This window comes from Dyadobacter sp. BHUBP1, assembly GCF_050587785.1.
GTDB lineage: Bacteria > Bacteroidota > Bacteroidia > Cytophagales > Spirosomataceae > Dyadobacter.
Map to the genome: position 1 here is coordinate 1,154,085 of NZ_JBOBIH010000002.1, position 14,592 is coordinate 1,168,676.

14 protein-coding genes are annotated in these 14,592 nt (G+C 48.3%); 11 read left to right on the top strand and 3 right to left on the bottom strand.

What is annotated here, in order from left to right:
- Nucleotides 1-88 precede the first annotated feature (88 nt).
- From nusB to coaE, 6 genes are all read left to right on the top strand, one after another.
- A complete protein-coding gene (gene nusB, locus ACQ4MZ_RS11525; protein ID WP_430845129.1) occupies nt 89-1,255 on the top strand; it encodes a transcription antitermination factor NusB in 1,167 nt (388 codons plus the stop codon).
- 99 nt (nt 1,256-1,354) lie between these two features.
- Nucleotides 1,355-1,660 (top strand): YtxH domain-containing protein, encoded by a 306-nt coding sequence (locus tag ACQ4MZ_RS11530; RefSeq protein ID WP_106596093.1) that lies wholly within the window; start codon nt 1,355-1,357, stop codon nt 1,658-1,660.
- Between the two features lie 3 nt (nt 1,661-1,663).
- Nucleotides 1,664-2,122, top strand: coding sequence for a DUF1573 domain-containing protein (locus tag ACQ4MZ_RS11535; protein ID WP_430845131.1), 459 nt, complete (start codon nt 1,664-1,666; stop codon nt 2,120-2,122).
- 25 nt (nt 2,123-2,147) lie between these two features.
- Nucleotides 2,148-2,447, top strand: coding sequence for a preprotein translocase subunit YajC (gene yajC, locus ACQ4MZ_RS11540; protein WP_090151062.1), 300 nt, complete (start codon nt 2,148-2,150; stop codon nt 2,445-2,447).
- Between the two features lie 132 nt (nt 2,448-2,579).
- Nucleotides 2,580-3,197, top strand: a complete 618-nt coding sequence (locus tag ACQ4MZ_RS11545) for a hypothetical protein (RefSeq protein WP_430845133.1) — start codon at nt 2,580-2,582, stop codon at nt 3,195-3,197.
- 29 nt (nt 3,198-3,226) lie between these two features.
- Nucleotides 3,227-3,838 (top strand): dephospho-CoA kinase, encoded by a 612-nt coding sequence (coaE, locus tag ACQ4MZ_RS11550; RefSeq protein ID WP_430845134.1) that lies wholly within the window; start codon nt 3,227-3,229, stop codon nt 3,836-3,838.
- Here coaE and ACQ4MZ_RS11555 read toward each other — a convergent pair.
- From ACQ4MZ_RS11555 to ACQ4MZ_RS11565, 3 genes are all read right to left on the bottom strand, one after another.
- Nucleotides 3,835-5,649 (bottom strand): DNA polymerase III subunit gamma/tau, encoded by a 1,815-nt coding sequence (locus tag ACQ4MZ_RS11555; RefSeq protein ID WP_430845136.1) that lies wholly within the window; start codon nt 5,647-5,649, stop codon nt 3,835-3,837. The two genes, coaE and ACQ4MZ_RS11555, sit on opposite strands and share 4 nt — an antisense overlap.
- A 38-nt stretch (nt 5,650-5,687) precedes the next feature.
- On the bottom strand, nt 5,688-6,548 hold the full coding sequence (locus ACQ4MZ_RS11560) for a glycoside hydrolase family 16 protein (RefSeq protein ID WP_430845137.1): 861 nt from the start codon (nt 6,546-6,548) through the stop codon (nt 5,688-5,690).
- 166 nt (nt 6,549-6,714) lie between these two features.
- Complete coding sequence (locus ACQ4MZ_RS11565) at nt 6,715-7,185, bottom strand: DUF6934 family protein (RefSeq protein ID WP_430845138.1); 471 nt, start codon at nt 7,183-7,185, stop codon at nt 6,715-6,717.
- Nucleotides 7,186-7,333: 148 nt separating this feature from the next.
- Here ACQ4MZ_RS11565 and ACQ4MZ_RS11570 point away from each other — a divergent pair, with 148 nt between their 5' ends.
- The 5 genes from ACQ4MZ_RS11570 to ACQ4MZ_RS11590 all read left to right on the top strand — a co-directional run bounded on the left by ACQ4MZ_RS11570 (nt 7,334) and on the right by ACQ4MZ_RS11590 (nt 14,571).
- Complete coding sequence (locus ACQ4MZ_RS11570) at nt 7,334-8,335, top strand: GSCFA domain-containing protein (RefSeq protein WP_430845139.1); 1,002 nt, start codon at nt 7,334-7,336, stop codon at nt 8,333-8,335.
- A gap of 59 nt (nt 8,336-8,394) precedes the next feature.
- Nucleotides 8,395-9,501: an Mrp/NBP35 family ATP-binding protein gene (locus tag ACQ4MZ_RS11575; RefSeq protein WP_430845141.1), complete on the top strand. Its 1,107-nt coding sequence runs from the start codon at nt 8,395-8,397 to the stop codon at nt 9,499-9,501.
- Between the two features lie 68 nt (nt 9,502-9,569).
- Nucleotides 9,570-9,827 carry a NifU family protein gene (locus ACQ4MZ_RS11580; RefSeq protein WP_430845143.1) on the top strand — a complete coding sequence of 86 codons (258 nt, stop codon included), beginning with the start codon at nt 9,570-9,572 and terminating at the stop codon, nt 9,825-9,827.
- A gap of 161 nt (nt 9,828-9,988) precedes the next feature.
- Nucleotides 9,989-11,689: a D-alanine--D-alanine ligase family protein gene (locus tag ACQ4MZ_RS11585; RefSeq protein ID WP_430845145.1), complete on the top strand. Its 1,701-nt coding sequence runs from the start codon at nt 9,989-9,991 to the stop codon at nt 11,687-11,689.
- Nucleotides 11,690-11,880: 191 nt separating this feature from the next.
- Complete coding sequence (locus ACQ4MZ_RS11590; protein ID WP_430845147.1) at nt 11,881-14,571, top strand: MGH1-like glycoside hydrolase domain-containing protein; 2,691 nt, start codon at nt 11,881-11,883, stop codon at nt 14,569-14,571.
- The last annotated feature ends 21 nt before the right edge of the window (nt 14,572-14,592 follow it).

Consider the following 14,592-nt stretch of genomic DNA (forward strand, 5'->3'; position numbering starts at 1 on the left):
TGCAGGGTACCAGGTAGAATGGCCCTGCAATACATGCAGACACGTTCTTTGATTTACTGTACCTTTTATCCAAATAGTATTCCGGCATATGCTGAATAGAAGATTACTAAGAACCAAAGCGGTTCAGGCACTTTATGCACGGCAGCTTACAGCCGATGCGAACCGTTTACTGGCACTCGATCAGATTGAAGAAGCATTTGCTCCTGACCTTAACTCGATGGAGTTTCAGGACAAGAAAAAGCTTTCGGGTATGAAAAGACTGGCGAACATGACGCTCGACGAATTTATCAAGAACGGCAAGCCCAACGGTGACGAAGAACTTCCCGAGCGCGTGCTGAGGGTTGCCCAGACAGCCTATGAAGCATATAACCGGCAGACTAATACGGATGGAGAAAAACTCGTTAGAAGGGTTTTGAATGAAACGGAGACGATTTACGCCGATTTTATCCGAATCCTGTCGATGCTGATCGAACTTTCACACCAGGCAAAAATCGACCGCGAGCGCAGGTACGACGATCCGGAGGCACCATTTCCCAAGGATTCTGGGCTGGATACCAACCGGGTGATCAAGGTTTTGCAGGAAGATAAGGCGCTGGAAGAGGAGATTATCCGCAGCGGCATCAACTGGACCAACGAAATGAACCTGATCCGGAAGATTTACCGGGAGGGGCTGCGGAGGGACGAAACCTACGAAACATATTGCAAGTCGGCGACACACACGCCGGAGGAAGACCAGGAGATTATTCAGCACGTCCTGCGTCAGATTATCCTTAGACACGAGGTGTCGCTCGAATACCTCGAACAGCGCGATCTTTACTGGGCAGATCACAGCGAACTGATCCGCAGCCTTGCGATCAAAACTTTGCGTACTGCCGATTTTGCCGAGACATTCCAGCTTGCGCCGCTTACCAAAGATTGGGAAGAGGACCGGGCATTCGTGGAAGAACTTTGCAAGATCGTGGTGAAAGAAAGCGACCAGTACGATATTTATCTGGAAGACCAGTTGAAAAACTGGGAACTGGAAAGAATTGCATTGGTGGATCTTATTATCCTCAAAACAGCCCTCGCGGAGCTCATCCATTTTCCGGGTATCCCTGTGAAAGTCACCATTAATGAGTTTATTGAGATCGCCAAAAGGTACAGTACCCCAAAAAGTGGTAAGTTTGTGAACGGCGTCCTGGACGTGCTTTCAGTGAAACTGGCCAAAGAAGGCGTGATCAGAAAAAGCGGGCGCGGATTGATTGATAATAAGTAAAAGCTGCCGAAATTGTGACCGGGTATAATGGAACAATTTTTGGAGGCCATTATAAATACATGAGCTGACACCCGTTTGCAGCACAAAACAGCAAAAACCATGAGTAAAACCAGTAATACTTTAATCGCATTTCTGACAGGCGCTGCCACCGGTGCAGCGTTGGGTATCCTTTATGCGCCTGACAAAGGAGAGGTGCTCCGTACCCAGCTGACATACAGGCTGTCCAAATACCGTGAAAAACTGCAAGAAGTGATTCAGGACCTGGTGGATAAGAAAGACTTGCCAGACAATTTTTCCCGGACGGAGGGCGAGCGCGTTGTGAATGATGCGCGCGAAAAAGCCGAAAAGCTTCTGGAAGACGTAGACCGCCTGATGGCACAGATCAAGGGCCAGGCCAGCGAATGACCTATGAAAAAAATAGCCCTTTTCGCGTTTCTGGGATTAGCGATGGCTATTTCCGGGTGCTCCAAAAATGAAAAGAGTGATGAAGGAAAACAGGCAAATTCAAAACTGCCTGTTTTTGCTTTGATCGATAGTGCGGAATACGATTTCGGCACTATCCAGGAAGGCGCCATTGTAGAACACGAATTCAAGTTCCGCAATGATGGCGAATATCCGCTGATTCTCAATAATATCAGCTCATCATGCGGGTGCACTACACCCGAGTGGCCGAAGGATCCGATCGGACCAAAGGAAACTTCGAGTATCAAGGTCCGTTTCGATAGTAAGCATAAAGCAGGTCCGCAAGTGAAAACGATCACTGTTTATGCCAATACAGAACCGGCGAATACCGAGTTGAGGCTGAAAGGTATTGTCAATGCGGCACCTAAGCCGGCCACAGCGGATTCGGTAACGACGAAGAAGTAATATTTTATACAACCCAACTACTACAATGAATTATTCTATTTTAGCACAAGCAGCCGGCGGTTCCCAAGGCATGATTTACCAGGTCGTAATGTGGGTTGGTATCATCGGGGTATTTTATTTTTTCATGATCCGCCCGCAGCAGAAAAAGCAAAAGGAACAAAAGGAATTGCTTAACAACCTGAAAAAAGGAGACCAGGTGGTAACGATCGGCGGCATCCATGCCAGAGTTTACACAGTGGAAGAGGCGACGGTTACGCTTGAATTGGATAAAGGAGTGAAACTGACGGTCGAGAAATCGGCGATTTCGCGTACCATTGCCGGGTAAAACTAATCATGAACGGCATGCATTCGCACTAATGCATGCATTTTCAAAATTGTTGTGAGTCAAGTCCCACCCAACCAGAACAAGATCAAAACGTTTATAGGATGCTTGCTTGCAGCATCCTTTTTTTGGTTAATGAATGTCCTCAATAAGGACAATTACTCCCTTAAACTGAATTATCCGCTGTCGATCGAGTACGATAATGCAGCCTATGTACCGATGCAGCCGCTACCCAAGCGGATTTCGGTGAATGTGACGGGAGATGGCTGGACTTTGCTTCAAAAATCCTGGCTGAATTTCAATGCGAATCCCGTGGTTTATCGCGTTCAGAACCCGACGGTATCCAGTTTTATCAACTCTACGACGCTTACCGACCAGATCACGGAAATGTTCCCGAACCTGCACGTCAACTATGTGGTAGCGGATACTTTTGAGCTTAATTTCGAGCCCAAAATCAGGAAGATTATCCCTATTCGCGTGGATAGCGCGGGTATTGATATACGTGAAGGCTATGTGATTTCCAGCTTTATCAACGTCTCGCCTTCGCTTATTTCGGTAGATGGGCCGGTTTCAATCATCAAAACCTTCCCGGATACGATCAAGGTTCGGGTGCCGACGCCTAAAATTCAAAACAACTATGACGAGAGCTTGCCTATCCCGCTGCCGGTTTCCCCGTTGGTGGAAGTGAGCCATCGTGACGTTTATGTGAGTTTCGAAGTCGCACAATTCCTGACTGCACCGCCTCAGCAATAGTCTTATTCTTTTACTTGACCAACAACCACATGGATCGTCCGCTTCTGATAGGTATTACCGGGGGTATTGGTTCTGGTAAAAGTATGGTTTGCAGGCTGTTCGAATGTCTGGATATTCCCATTTATTATGCCGATAGTCGCGCCAAATGGCTTACTAACAACGATCGCGAGATTCGTAAGAAGGTAATTGCATTGCTTGGAAACGAGGCTTACAACAGCAATGGGATGTATGATACCCGGTTTGTCGCTTCCAAAGTTTTCAAAAATGAGCCATTGTTGAAAAAACTGAATGCGATCATTCATCCTGTTGTACTTCGCGACACTCAAAATTGGGTCGTTCAACATGCGGGCGCACCGTATGTAGTGAAGGAGGCTGCAATTATGGCCAGGGCCGGGCAGGCCAATGCAGTGGATGTTGTGGTCGTGGTGGAAGCGCCGGTAGCGCTACGCATTCAACGGATATTGGAAAGGGACAAACGACCTGAGCAGGAAATCAGGGCGATCATTGAACGGCAGGTTTCCGATGAATCGAGGCGCGAAATAGCCGATTATATTGTGAATAACGACGACGCTTCTGAGTTGATCCCGCAAGTACTGCATTTGCACGAACTTTTCTTGAAAAGGAAATCCTCCCAAAGCTAGAAGTCCACATCCAGTCCCAGTGCTTGCTTCAATTCGAGCAAGTAGGGGTTTTTTTCGGCCAAGAAGTTAAATTTCTCGGCAGGTGTGTAAGGCAATCTGTTTACTTCCTGTGGCGCAACACGAGGGTTAATATCCAGTTTCGGGGCATCGAGCCTCGCTTTTAGGAAGCCCAGCAACTCATATCGCATATTCATGACCGCATCCTGTTGGTGGTCGTTATCGAGCGCGATTTCGATTGTAGAACCATTGAGCTGAATTTCACGGTTCAATGTGATTTGCTCCGTGGTTGAATTTCCGGCTTGAAGGCGCTTTTGAGAGAATTCGTACCAAAAACGTTGCAGGTTCGCCAATGTTAGTTCTTCCCTTTTTGCACCATTTGGAACAGCGGCATATTCAATTGCCGACGGGGCAGTCGGCTCTTTGGCTGCCGGTCCAGGCGGTGTCAGTGACGGAGTTAGTGAGATCGTATTTTTGAGCCGCGAAGTAGCGGGCTGCTGCGGAGGCGTCTGCTGGGGCGCTGCTTGTGTAGATTGCACTTTCGGCATTGCCGGCTGCGCATAGCTGGCTCCGTTTGACGGCTGTCCACTAGTGGGTGCAACAGGCTGCGGCGTAGTTCCGGCTCCTGATGTCGCCGCCGAATTATTCAGGGATTGTTGAGGCTCAACTTTTTTTTTTGCCGTTTCATCAACGGCTGCAAGAGAGTGAAGTTGAAGAACCTGGGGCAAATTGGCGAGTTTCATGAGACAAATCTCCACATGCAGCCGCTGGTTTTTTGCCGATTTATAATTGATATCGCATTGCCCGGTAATGCTCAGCGCCGAGAGCAGGAAACTGAGATCGGCCATTAAGGACTGTTCAAGATATTTTCGCTCAGCCGATTCGGAAACTTGCAACAGTGTTACTGTCGCCGGGTCCTTACACACAAGCAGGTTTCGGAAGTGTTCGAGAAGCCCTATCACAAACAGATGGCCATCGAATCCCTTCCTTAAAATCTCGTCAAACAGCACCAGCGAACGGGCAATACTGCCCGCCGTAAGCGCGTCCGTGATTTTGAAATAGTAGTCGTAGTCGAGGATGTGCAGGTTTTCCAGCACCGCCGCATAAGTGAGGTGATTGTTGGTAGAAAACGTGACATTAAGGTCAAACATCGAAAGCGCGTCCCGCAAACCGCCGTCGGCTTTCTGGCCGATCAGTTCCAGGGCTTCATGTTCGGCATTGATACCCTCCTTTTTCGCGATATCGGCAAGGTGGTGCGTGATATCTTTCGATTGAATGCGGTTGAAGTCGAAGATCTGACAACGCGAAAGAATCGTTGGCAGGATCTTATGTTTCTCCGTCGTAGCAAGAATGAAAATGGCGTACGAAGGTGGCTCTTCCAGTGTTTTCAGAAATGCATTGAAAGCAGCCTGCGAAAGCATGTGGACCTCATCGATAATGTAGATCTTGTACTTCCCGGTCTGAGGCGGGTATCGCACCTGATCGATCAGGTTACGGATATCTTCCACCGAGTTGTTGGAAGCTGCATCGAGCTCGTGGATATTAAAGGAAGCGTTGTTCTGGAAGCTCACGCAAGACTCGCATTCGCCGCAGGCCTCCACATCGTCGCCGAGGTTCTGGCAGTTGATGGTTTTGGCCAAAATACGTGCACAGGTGGTTTTTCCTACACCGCGCGGACCGCAGAAAAGGAAAGCTTGTGCAAGGTGATTGGTGCGAATGGCATTCTTTAATGTGGTAGTGATGTGTGATTGACCCACCACCGAATCAAAGGTGACGGGACGATACTTCCTGGCCGAAACAACAAAATGATCCATGGTGCAAGATACTTCCGTACACTGGATTTTCAAAGTCGTTACTTCGTTACGAGCGGGTACACACGCACGTAATCGACTTCCATTTTTTGCGGGAAAATGCTGTCATCCACGCCCTTTTGTCCACCCCAGTTGCCACCGACGGCGACGTTTAAAATTAAATGAAAAGGCTTGTCGAACGGCCATTCAGGCCATTGGTAGGAAGCCTCCTTTTTGAATGTGAAATAGGCATTGCCGTCCACGAGAATTGTCACGGTTTCCGGCGTCCATTCGCAGGTGTACACATGAAAATCCTCCGAAAGACCTGCTACTATTACATTGTTACCCTTATTGGTTTTAATGGCGTGGTTAAATGCTTTTGTATGAATATTGCCGTGCACCCGGTCCTGGTCGAACCCGACGTGCTCCATAATGTCGATCTCGCCATTATCCGGCCAGCCTTTGTTGCCATAATCCTTCCCACTCGCCAGCATCCAGATCGCCGGCCAGGTCCCGCGTCCTTTCGGCAGCTTCGCCCTGATCTCGAATTTGCCATACGTAAAATCCGCTTTTCCCTTTGAAACCAGCCGAGCAGAGCTGTACTGCTGCTTGCCCGACGGTTCTTTAATGGCAGTGATCACGAGGTTGCCATTTTCGACTTTGGCGTTCTCGATTTTATCGGTATAGTTTTCCAGCTCATTATTCCCCCAACCATGGTCACCCAGGTCGTAGGACCATTTGGTCGCGTCGGGCTTGCCGGGCGTATTGAATTCATCCTGCCAGGATGGAGTGGAGGCGAATTCGTATTGTGGTGCGGCCGCTCTAGGCTTTTCTGACGGCTGGGCGCAGCTAGCAACTGTGGAAATCGCGATGATAACAATCGCTAATGTAAGTCGGCGAAGAGGTATGATGGTTTCTGGCATAGTTGTGAGTTACCCCTTTATGCTCTTTCGGTATGTTTTGGACCATTTGTTGACTTGGAAGTCTCCGGATCGCTTTCACGTTTTGGGAGATTATTCAAGTCGACGTTTCTTACAGCTCTTGCGAGGTCCCTTACTTTTTCGTCAACTATTTTCTGCTGCTCCGGGGTCAATTTGAAGTTTTGTCGCTTGTCCATAGCCTTGATTTTCTAATAAGATAGTGGTCGTAATCTACATTTGGTTCAAAGACAACCACAGCCAGACTTGCTGTGATGCCGTATACTTCATATTTCCCAGCTACATTCGCTAGTTCACGTGTAATGGCAATTCTGTATAGCCTGTGCCTGCGGGCATCACTTCCACGAAAACCGACCGCGGAATCGGGAAACTGGTTTAAGAAATCACAGACTATTTGAAAAACGGTGGCTAGTACTAGCTGAAGATCGCCGTTTCTGCTTTCTACCTGATCACTTAATTCGCCATTTTCTACGGGATCGAGCAACGCAACGTTGAAGATATTGGTGTTGCCAATCCGCTCAAACGAAACAGTTTTTAGAATTTTTTTATTCTCACTAACACTCTCAAATTTATAAATGAGCCCATCAACGTCGATTTCGAACGGGTAGCCCCTTTTATCCATAGATTAACGATTTATAGTGTGTTCTGAAATGCGGTCAAACATATTAAATTTTTCTATAACCCAAATTATAAATTGCTAAACCCCAGCATTTAGTGAAATCCTGTGGTTTTCATGCTTAATTTTGTAGCCCGCTTGTCGTTTTTATGTAATGAAGGAAATAAAGTTGAGTACGGAAGTTGCCCTGGATGCCCCGGATTGGAAGATTGATCATCAAACTAAAATACTAACCATCGGCTCTTGCTTTGCCGAGGTGTTGGGGGGGCAATTGGCTGATTTTAAATTCGATGTGCTCAATAATCCGATGGGTACGGTTTTCAATCCGCTGACGATTTGTAAGATCCTTGACAGCGCGGTGGAAGAAAAAAGACCTAATCCCGCATTGTTTCTTCAAAATCCGGATCAGATCTGGCTACACCACGATTTTCATTCTTCGCAATGGGCGAATGGTCAGGCGGCGCTGGATGCACAACTTTCAGATAAGCTGGACGAAATCCGTGAATTCCTCGCAGAGGCGGATTTACTGGTGATTACGCTGGGCACGGCGTACGCCTATCGCCACAGGAAGACGAATCTGATCGTTGGTAACTGCCATAAAGTGCCGGCCGATCGTTTTATCAAGGAACTTCTCCATTTCGATCAGATAGCGATTGCATTTGAACAGTTAATCCAAAAATTGATACCCTATAACCGCAAGCTGCGGATATTGCTCACGGTAAGCCCCGTGCGTCACACGCGCGACACGCTTCCGCTCAACCAGGTGAGTAAGTCGACGTTGCGTCTGGTAGCCCACCGGCTTTCGGAGAAATACAAGCATGTGGAGTACTTTCCGTCATACGAGATCATGATCGACGAATTGCGCGATTATCGGTTTTATAAGGAAGACATGATCCATCCGAGCAGTATTGCGGAAGAATACATTTTCAATGCATTTGCAAACAACTATATCGAAGCGGACTCATTGAAATTCATGAGCGAATGGGCATCCGTCCGGGACACGCTAGCGCACAGGCCGCAGCACGGCCTCACACCGGGGCATTTAAAAATGCTGAAATCGCTGTGGAGCAAGCTGAATGCGCTTTCAAGAAATCTGGACGTTTCGGCCGAAATGGAGGAAGTGGAACGCAGGATCGGAGAATTTCCGGGAATGTAACAAACTCATTAGCGGTATTTCGTGTTGCATAATATTAAGTCAAAGTACCAACCATAATAATGGGAGAATTTACAATCAATAAGGAAAAAGTATTGCAGGCATTGAGTACTGTGGAAGAGCCCGATCTGAAAAAGGATCTGGTGACGCTCGGTATGATCCAGGATATAGAAATCGGGGTGAACCAGGTGCGGTTTACCGTAGTGCTTACTACCCCGGCATGCCCCCTCAAAGAACTGATCAGAAAGAATTGCGAAAATGCGATCCACGAGCATCTGAGCCCGGAAGTGGAGGTGATCATCAAACTGACGGCGAATGTGACGACTACCCGGCACACAGGCCCATTGATTCCCGGCGTGAAAAACGTGATCGCGATCTCATCCGGCAAAGGTGGGGTAGGTAAATCGACGGTGACGGCCAACCTCGCGATGGCATTACACCGCTCGGGCGCGAAAGTGGGTATTATTGATGCAGACATTTCAGGTCCATCGATCCCGGTGATGTTTGGCGCGGAGAATATGCAGCCCACGATTACACCGAAAGACGGCAAAAACTATATTAACCCGATCCGCCAGTATGGTATTAAGATGATGTCGATCGGCTTCCTGACGCCGCCGGACAGCGCGGTAGTGTGGAGAGGTCCGATGGCGAGCCAGGCATTGCGGCAGTTTTTTGGGGATACTGACTGGGGCGATCTGGATTACTTGTTAATCGACCTGCCTCCGGGTACCAGCGATATTCACCTGACATTGGTACAAACCGTTCCGGTAACCGGCGCGGTGGTGGTAACAACTCCCCAAAAAGTGGCCCTGGCCGATGCAATCAAAGGTCTGTCGATGTTCAAACAGCCGCAAATCAATGTCCCCGTTTTAGGTGTGATTGAAAATATGGCCTGGTTTACGCCGGAAGAGCTGCCGGATCACAAATACCATATTTTTGGCAAAGGCGGCGGGCAATCATTGGCAGATAAATTCGATGTGCCGCTGATCGGTCAGATTCCATTGGTACAAGGCATTCGCGAGGCAGGCGACGACGGCCGTCCGGCGGTAATGGACACCAATCCAATCGTGAATGAGGCATTTAGGGATGCCGCTGAGGCATTGGCACAGCAGATTGCGATCCGCAATGCATCACGTGAGAAGACAAAAGCTGTTGAAGTCCAGGTTTAGCAGTTAGTAACTGAATGATTTGATTTTTTGGATATAATCTTGCATCTTAGCAGACAGACTTTTTTAAAATGGATTCAAAAGAAAAAACCATAGAATTGATCGAGCAGGCGCTCGAAACTGTGCGTCCTTACCTGCATGCAGACGGAGGTGATGTGAAATTGGTGGAGCTGACGGACGACATGACTGTGAAGCTGGAATTGCAAGGCTCCTGCCAAAGCTGCCCGATGAGCGCAATGACATTCCGCGCAGGCCTGGAAGAATCGATCCGGAAGGCGGTGCCTAACATTAACAAGGTAGTATCCTCGAATGTGCCGGAGCTGGCATAACAGCGGAAAATTGATATCAAATATTGATCAAAAGCAGTTTCCTGAACGGGAAGCTGCTTTTTGCGTTTTAATCTGCGCGCTAAATAGGCAGAAATTGATTCCTCCCGATTAGTCGCTTATATTGCGGGCATCATTGGGATGCATTAATCAGGAATATCAACATGCGTATCGGAATTTTTTTTGGAGGTCCTTCCCGCGAACGGGAGATATCATTTGCAGGTGGTAAAACAGCATTTGAATACCTCGATAAGTCACTTTTTGAGCCGGTACCGGTTTTTGTGGACAGCTTCGGCAGGTTCATTCTGTTGCAAAAGGAATTGATGTATTCGTCTGAGATCCGGGAGTTCTATCCCGCGCCGGGCATTCAAAAAGATGGTTTCAAAACCTATATTGAATCTTTCCCCGAACTGGCCGCGGCCAGTGTTTCTGCTGAAATCGGTAAATTGATTTCACCTGCCGAATTCAAGGAGCATTTCGACTTCGCGTTCCTGGCCATGCACGGCCCCGACTGCGAAGACGGCGCGATCCAGGGTTTGTTGGAATGGTATAAAATCCCGTACAGTGGTCCCGGTCTGATGGGGTCGGCTGTCGGAATTGATAAGATATTACAAAATGAAATGATTGCCCTCGTGAACGGGCAGGAGAAAAAGAGCTGGACGCTCAAATACAGCCAGTGGGTTCCGAAAGATTATCCATTGCTTTTCCAGGTTTTGAAAAAACATTTGGGACTGCCGCTGGTCATTAAGGCCCCGCACCAGGGCTCGTCGATCGGCGTTGCGATTGTGAAGGAGGATTCTTTGGAAGAATTCGTGTCTGCTGTAAATCAATGCTTTTTCCAGATTGAGCTCGATGCGGAGACGTGGAAGGAGCTGGATGAAGCCGAAAAACTGGCCTGGGGGCAAAAAATCGCTAACCTGGACGAAGGTATCGGTTTCCCGGTGATCCTGGACGGAAAGACGATCTACCATCCTACGACCTTGATCAGCGAGCTGGAAATTTACTTCTCTGAAGGCAATGACCATGCGTTACTGAGCAGTTCCAATGCGGAAGACCAGGTATTGGTGGAAGAATTTGTGAACGGCCAGGAATTTTCCTGCGGCTGCATCCAGTTTGACGACGGTTCGCCGCTCGCATTGCCGCCGAGCGAGGTGATTAAAATGGTGCAGGTTTTTGATTTCAATACAAAATATAAGCCTGGCGCAAGCCGCAAGCGAACTCCGGTGGATACTACGCTCGAAAAGAACCAGGAAATTCAGCAGATGATCGCCGCGACGTTCCAGCAGCTGGGCATTAATGCATGTGTCCGGATCGATGGCTTCCTGACAGAAAATGGCACCATCCTGCTCCATGATCCAAATACGATCCCAGGTATGTCGCCTACCTCCTTCATCTTCAAGCAAATGGCGGAGATCGGTTTGAACGTAACCCAGGCATTGACCTACCTCGTCCGCCAGTCCCTGCGCGAGCGCATACGTACGGGCAAGCACACATGGGCGCTACGCGCGCTGCTCGCGAAGCTCGACGAACGTATTAATGCCGGTGTTGCAGCCCAAAAACCGGTTGAACACATTGTTTTCGACGCTACCGATGAAGCCTACGTAGAAGCGCGCCGTCGTTATGGCCTGCTGAATGCCGGAGGAAAAGTGAAGCCGGTGCCTGTACTGAAAGCTTCCGACGGCCTGTTTTATCAATTACCCAATCCATTGATGTTCAAGGAGTATATTTCGGATGTGGAGGAATTGCTGCACGCCGAACGCGACCCGTTGTTGGTTGAAACCTCGCAAAAAGCGGCTGCGCTCACTCGTTTCTACGCGGGCGAAGTTTCCTACGACATTACGCAGACTGTTGACCCTGTAATTTAGTAGTAAGTATTCGATGGTAACTTATTACGACTCATTATGAGCCGTTTATGCGCCATTTTGTAGCCGCTCGAAACCGTCTCCTGGATTGTTAAATTTTTTCAATTTTCTTCCGGTTTCTGGTGTTTTTGAAAGCCGGTTTTCTAAATTGGGTAATTATTGAAATTCATTCCTTTCGAAAAATTGACGGATTAATGGCACAAGGAGCTGAAAAAGTTAGGTTAAGTCTTCAAACAGAAAATAAGGGATGGAAGAAATGGGGACCTTACTTATCGGAGCGCCAATGGGGCACGGTACGGGAAGATTATAGCGGTAATGGCGATGCCTGGAACTATATTACCCATGAAATGGCCCTTTCCAAAGCATACCGCTGGGGTGAGGACGGGATCGGTGGTTTTTCTGATAACAAGCAACATATATGTCTGTCTTTCGGGTTCTGGAACCATAAGGACAAAATACTGAAAGAGCGCATTTTTGGTCTCACTAACCGCGAGTCGAATCACGGGGAAGATGTGAAGGAGATGTATTATTACCTCGATAGCACACCTACACATTCGTACACCAAAATGCTGTATAAATATCCGCAGCAGCCGTTTCCTTACGACAAACTGCGCCAGGAGAATGGCCGGCGGGGCAAACAAGATCCCGAATACGAAATCATGGACACAGGTGTGTTCGATAACGACGAGTATTTCGATATTTTTATCGAGCACGCCAAGGCCGACGAAGAGGATATTCTGATGAAAGTGACGGTTTTCAACCGGGGTAAGGAAGATGCGCCGATTACCGTGCTGCCGCAGATTATGTTCCGGAACACCTGGTCGTGGGGTTACGAAGCTTTCAATTACAAACCGATCATGAATGGCATTTCAAACCGCCTGATCGAAGTAACGCATCGGAAGCACGGGAAATATAACCTTTACCTCGACGGTGCGGATGAATTGCTCTTCTGCGAGAATGAGACGAACTTCAAAAAGCTTTACGGTACGGCGAACAATACCGCTTATCCGAAGGATGGTATCAACGACTACATTGTAAGCGGTCAGAAATCGAATACGGTTAACCCGAACAATATTGGTACAAAAGCAGCTGCCCGTTTTACCCGGACAATTAAGGGCGGCGAAAGCGCTACTTTTCGCTTGCGATTTGTAAATCATTCCATTTCAGAGCCTTTCGGTGGTTTTGAAGATCTTTTTAATAAAAGGATCCGCGAGGCTGATGAATTTTATGATGACTTGCAGCGAGACGTAACCGACGCCGACCTCCGTTCGATTCAGCGGCAATCCTATGCCGGGATGCTTTGGAGCAAGCAATTCTATTATTACAATGTATACGAATGGCTGAAGGGCGACCCTGCACAGCCAGGGCCAAATCAGGGCCGTAAGTGGGGCCGTAACTCGGGTTGGAAGCATTTATATGCGGCCAATATTATTTCAATGCCTGACAAATGGGAATACCCGTGGTTTGCAGCCTGGGATTTGGCCTTCCATTGTGTGCCGCTGGCAAGGGTGGACGCCGATTTTGCTAAAAGACAACTCGAAATCCTTCTGCGGGAGTACTACATGCATCCGAACGGGCAGATACCCGCATACGAGTGGAATTTCTCCGATGTAAACCCACCGGTACACGGATGGGCGACCTGGAAAGTCTACGAGATCGATCGGGAGCAGAACAATGGCGTAGGGGATATTGAATTTTTGGAAAAGATATTCCATAAACTGCTGCTGAACTTTACGTGGTGGGTCAACCAGAAGGACGATACCGGTAACAATATTTTCAGCGGCGGCTTCCTGGGACTCGATAACATCGGCGTATTTGACCGTTCGACACCCATGCCGTTCGGTGGTAAGCTGCAACAGGCGGATGCGACGGGCTGGATGGCGATGTACACGCTCAACATGCTGCGCATTTCTGTGGAAGTGGCGCTGGTACACGGTGTTTACCAGGATATGGCTTCCAAATTCTTCGAGCACTTCCTGCACATTGCAGGTGCGATGGAGTCGATAGGAGGTAAAAACTCGTCGATCAGCCTTTGGGATGAGGAAGACCAGTTTTACTATGACGTGATCCATATTCCGAATGGGCAAAGCATTCTACTGAAAGTCCGCTCGATCGTAGGGTTGATACCGCTATTTGCGGTGGAAATCCTTGATCCGCAGAATCTGGACAAGCTTCCGATCTTCAAAAGACGTGTAGAATGGGTATTGGCCAACCGGCCGGACCTGGCACGTTTGATTTCCCGCTGGTTTGAATCAGGTAAGGGAGAAAACAGATTGCTGTCGATCCTGCGCGGCCACCGGATGAAAATGATCATGAAGCGGATGCTTGACGAAAGCGAATTCTTGTCCGATTACGGCGTGCGCGCATTATCCAAATACCACGAGGAAAATCCCTATAAGTTTTATATCAACGGGGAGGTCTTGCAGGTTGATTACACGCCTGCGGAAGCTTTGACCGACATTATGGGTGGCAACTCCAACTGGCGCGGGCCGATCTGGTTTCCGCTCAATTACCTCATTTTTGACTCACTGATGAAATTCCATACCTATTATGGTGAGGATTTCATGATCGAATACCCGACGAATTCCGGCAACCTTACAACGATCAAAGACGCGGCATTGGCCATTGCCTGTCGCCTGATTGATATTTTCAAGAAGGATTCGGAAGGGAAGCGCGCGGTGTATGGTCATGATGAGAAAATGCAGAAAGACCCTAACTTTAACGATCACGTTCTGTTTTACGAATATTTCCACGGTGACAATGGGCGCGGATGCGGGGCGAGCCACCAGACCGGTTGGACGGGCCTTGTTGCAGAATTGATCCATAAAACCGCGAAGGAACAGTTCTCGGCAATTGAGAAGGAACCGATGGAGATTAGCAAATAGGAACGGTACATACATTTTAAA

Coding starts and splice junctions, on each gene's coding strand:
- ACQ4MZ_RS11545 (WP_430845133.1), top strand. CDS start 2,580: ATGAATGTCCTCAATAAGGACAATTACTCCCTTAAACTGAATTATCCG.
- ACQ4MZ_RS11585 (WP_430845145.1), top strand. CDS start 9,989: ATGCGTATCGGAATTTTTTTTGGAGGTCCTTCCCGCGAACGGGAGATA.
- ACQ4MZ_RS11535 (WP_430845131.1), top strand. CDS start 1,664: ATGAAAAAAATAGCCCTTTTCGCGTTTCTGGGATTAGCGATGGCTATT.
- ACQ4MZ_RS11565 (WP_430845138.1), bottom strand. CDS start 7,185: ATGGATAAAAGGGGCTACCCGTTCGAAATCGACGTTGATGGGCTCATT.
- ACQ4MZ_RS11580 (WP_430845143.1), top strand. CDS start 9,570: ATGGATTCAAAAGAAAAAACCATAGAATTGATCGAGCAGGCGCTCGAA.
- ACQ4MZ_RS11555 (WP_430845136.1), bottom strand. CDS start 5,649: ATGGATCATTTTGTTGTTTCGGCCAGGAAGTATCGTCCCGTCACCTTT.
- coaE (WP_430845134.1), top strand. CDS start 3,227: ATGGATCGTCCGCTTCTGATAGGTATTACCGGGGGTATTGGTTCTGGT.
- ACQ4MZ_RS11530 (WP_106596093.1), top strand. CDS start 1,355: ATGAGTAAAACCAGTAATACTTTAATCGCATTTCTGACAGGCGCTGCC.
- yajC (WP_090151062.1), top strand. CDS start 2,148: ATGAATTATTCTATTTTAGCACAAGCAGCCGGCGGTTCCCAAGGCATG.
- ACQ4MZ_RS11575 (WP_430845141.1), top strand. CDS start 8,395: ATGGGAGAATTTACAATCAATAAGGAAAAAGTATTGCAGGCATTGAGT.
- nusB (WP_430845129.1), top strand. CDS start 89: ATGCTGAATAGAAGATTACTAAGAACCAAAGCGGTTCAGGCACTTTAT.
- ACQ4MZ_RS11590 (WP_430845147.1), top strand. CDS start 11,881: ATGGCACAAGGAGCTGAAAAAGTTAGGTTAAGTCTTCAAACAGAAAAT.
- ACQ4MZ_RS11570 (WP_430845139.1), top strand. CDS start 7,334: ATGAAGGAAATAAAGTTGAGTACGGAAGTTGCCCTGGATGCCCCGGAT.
- ACQ4MZ_RS11560 (WP_430845137.1), bottom strand. CDS start 6,548: ATGCCAGAAACCATCATACCTCTTCGCCGACTTACATTAGCGATTGTT.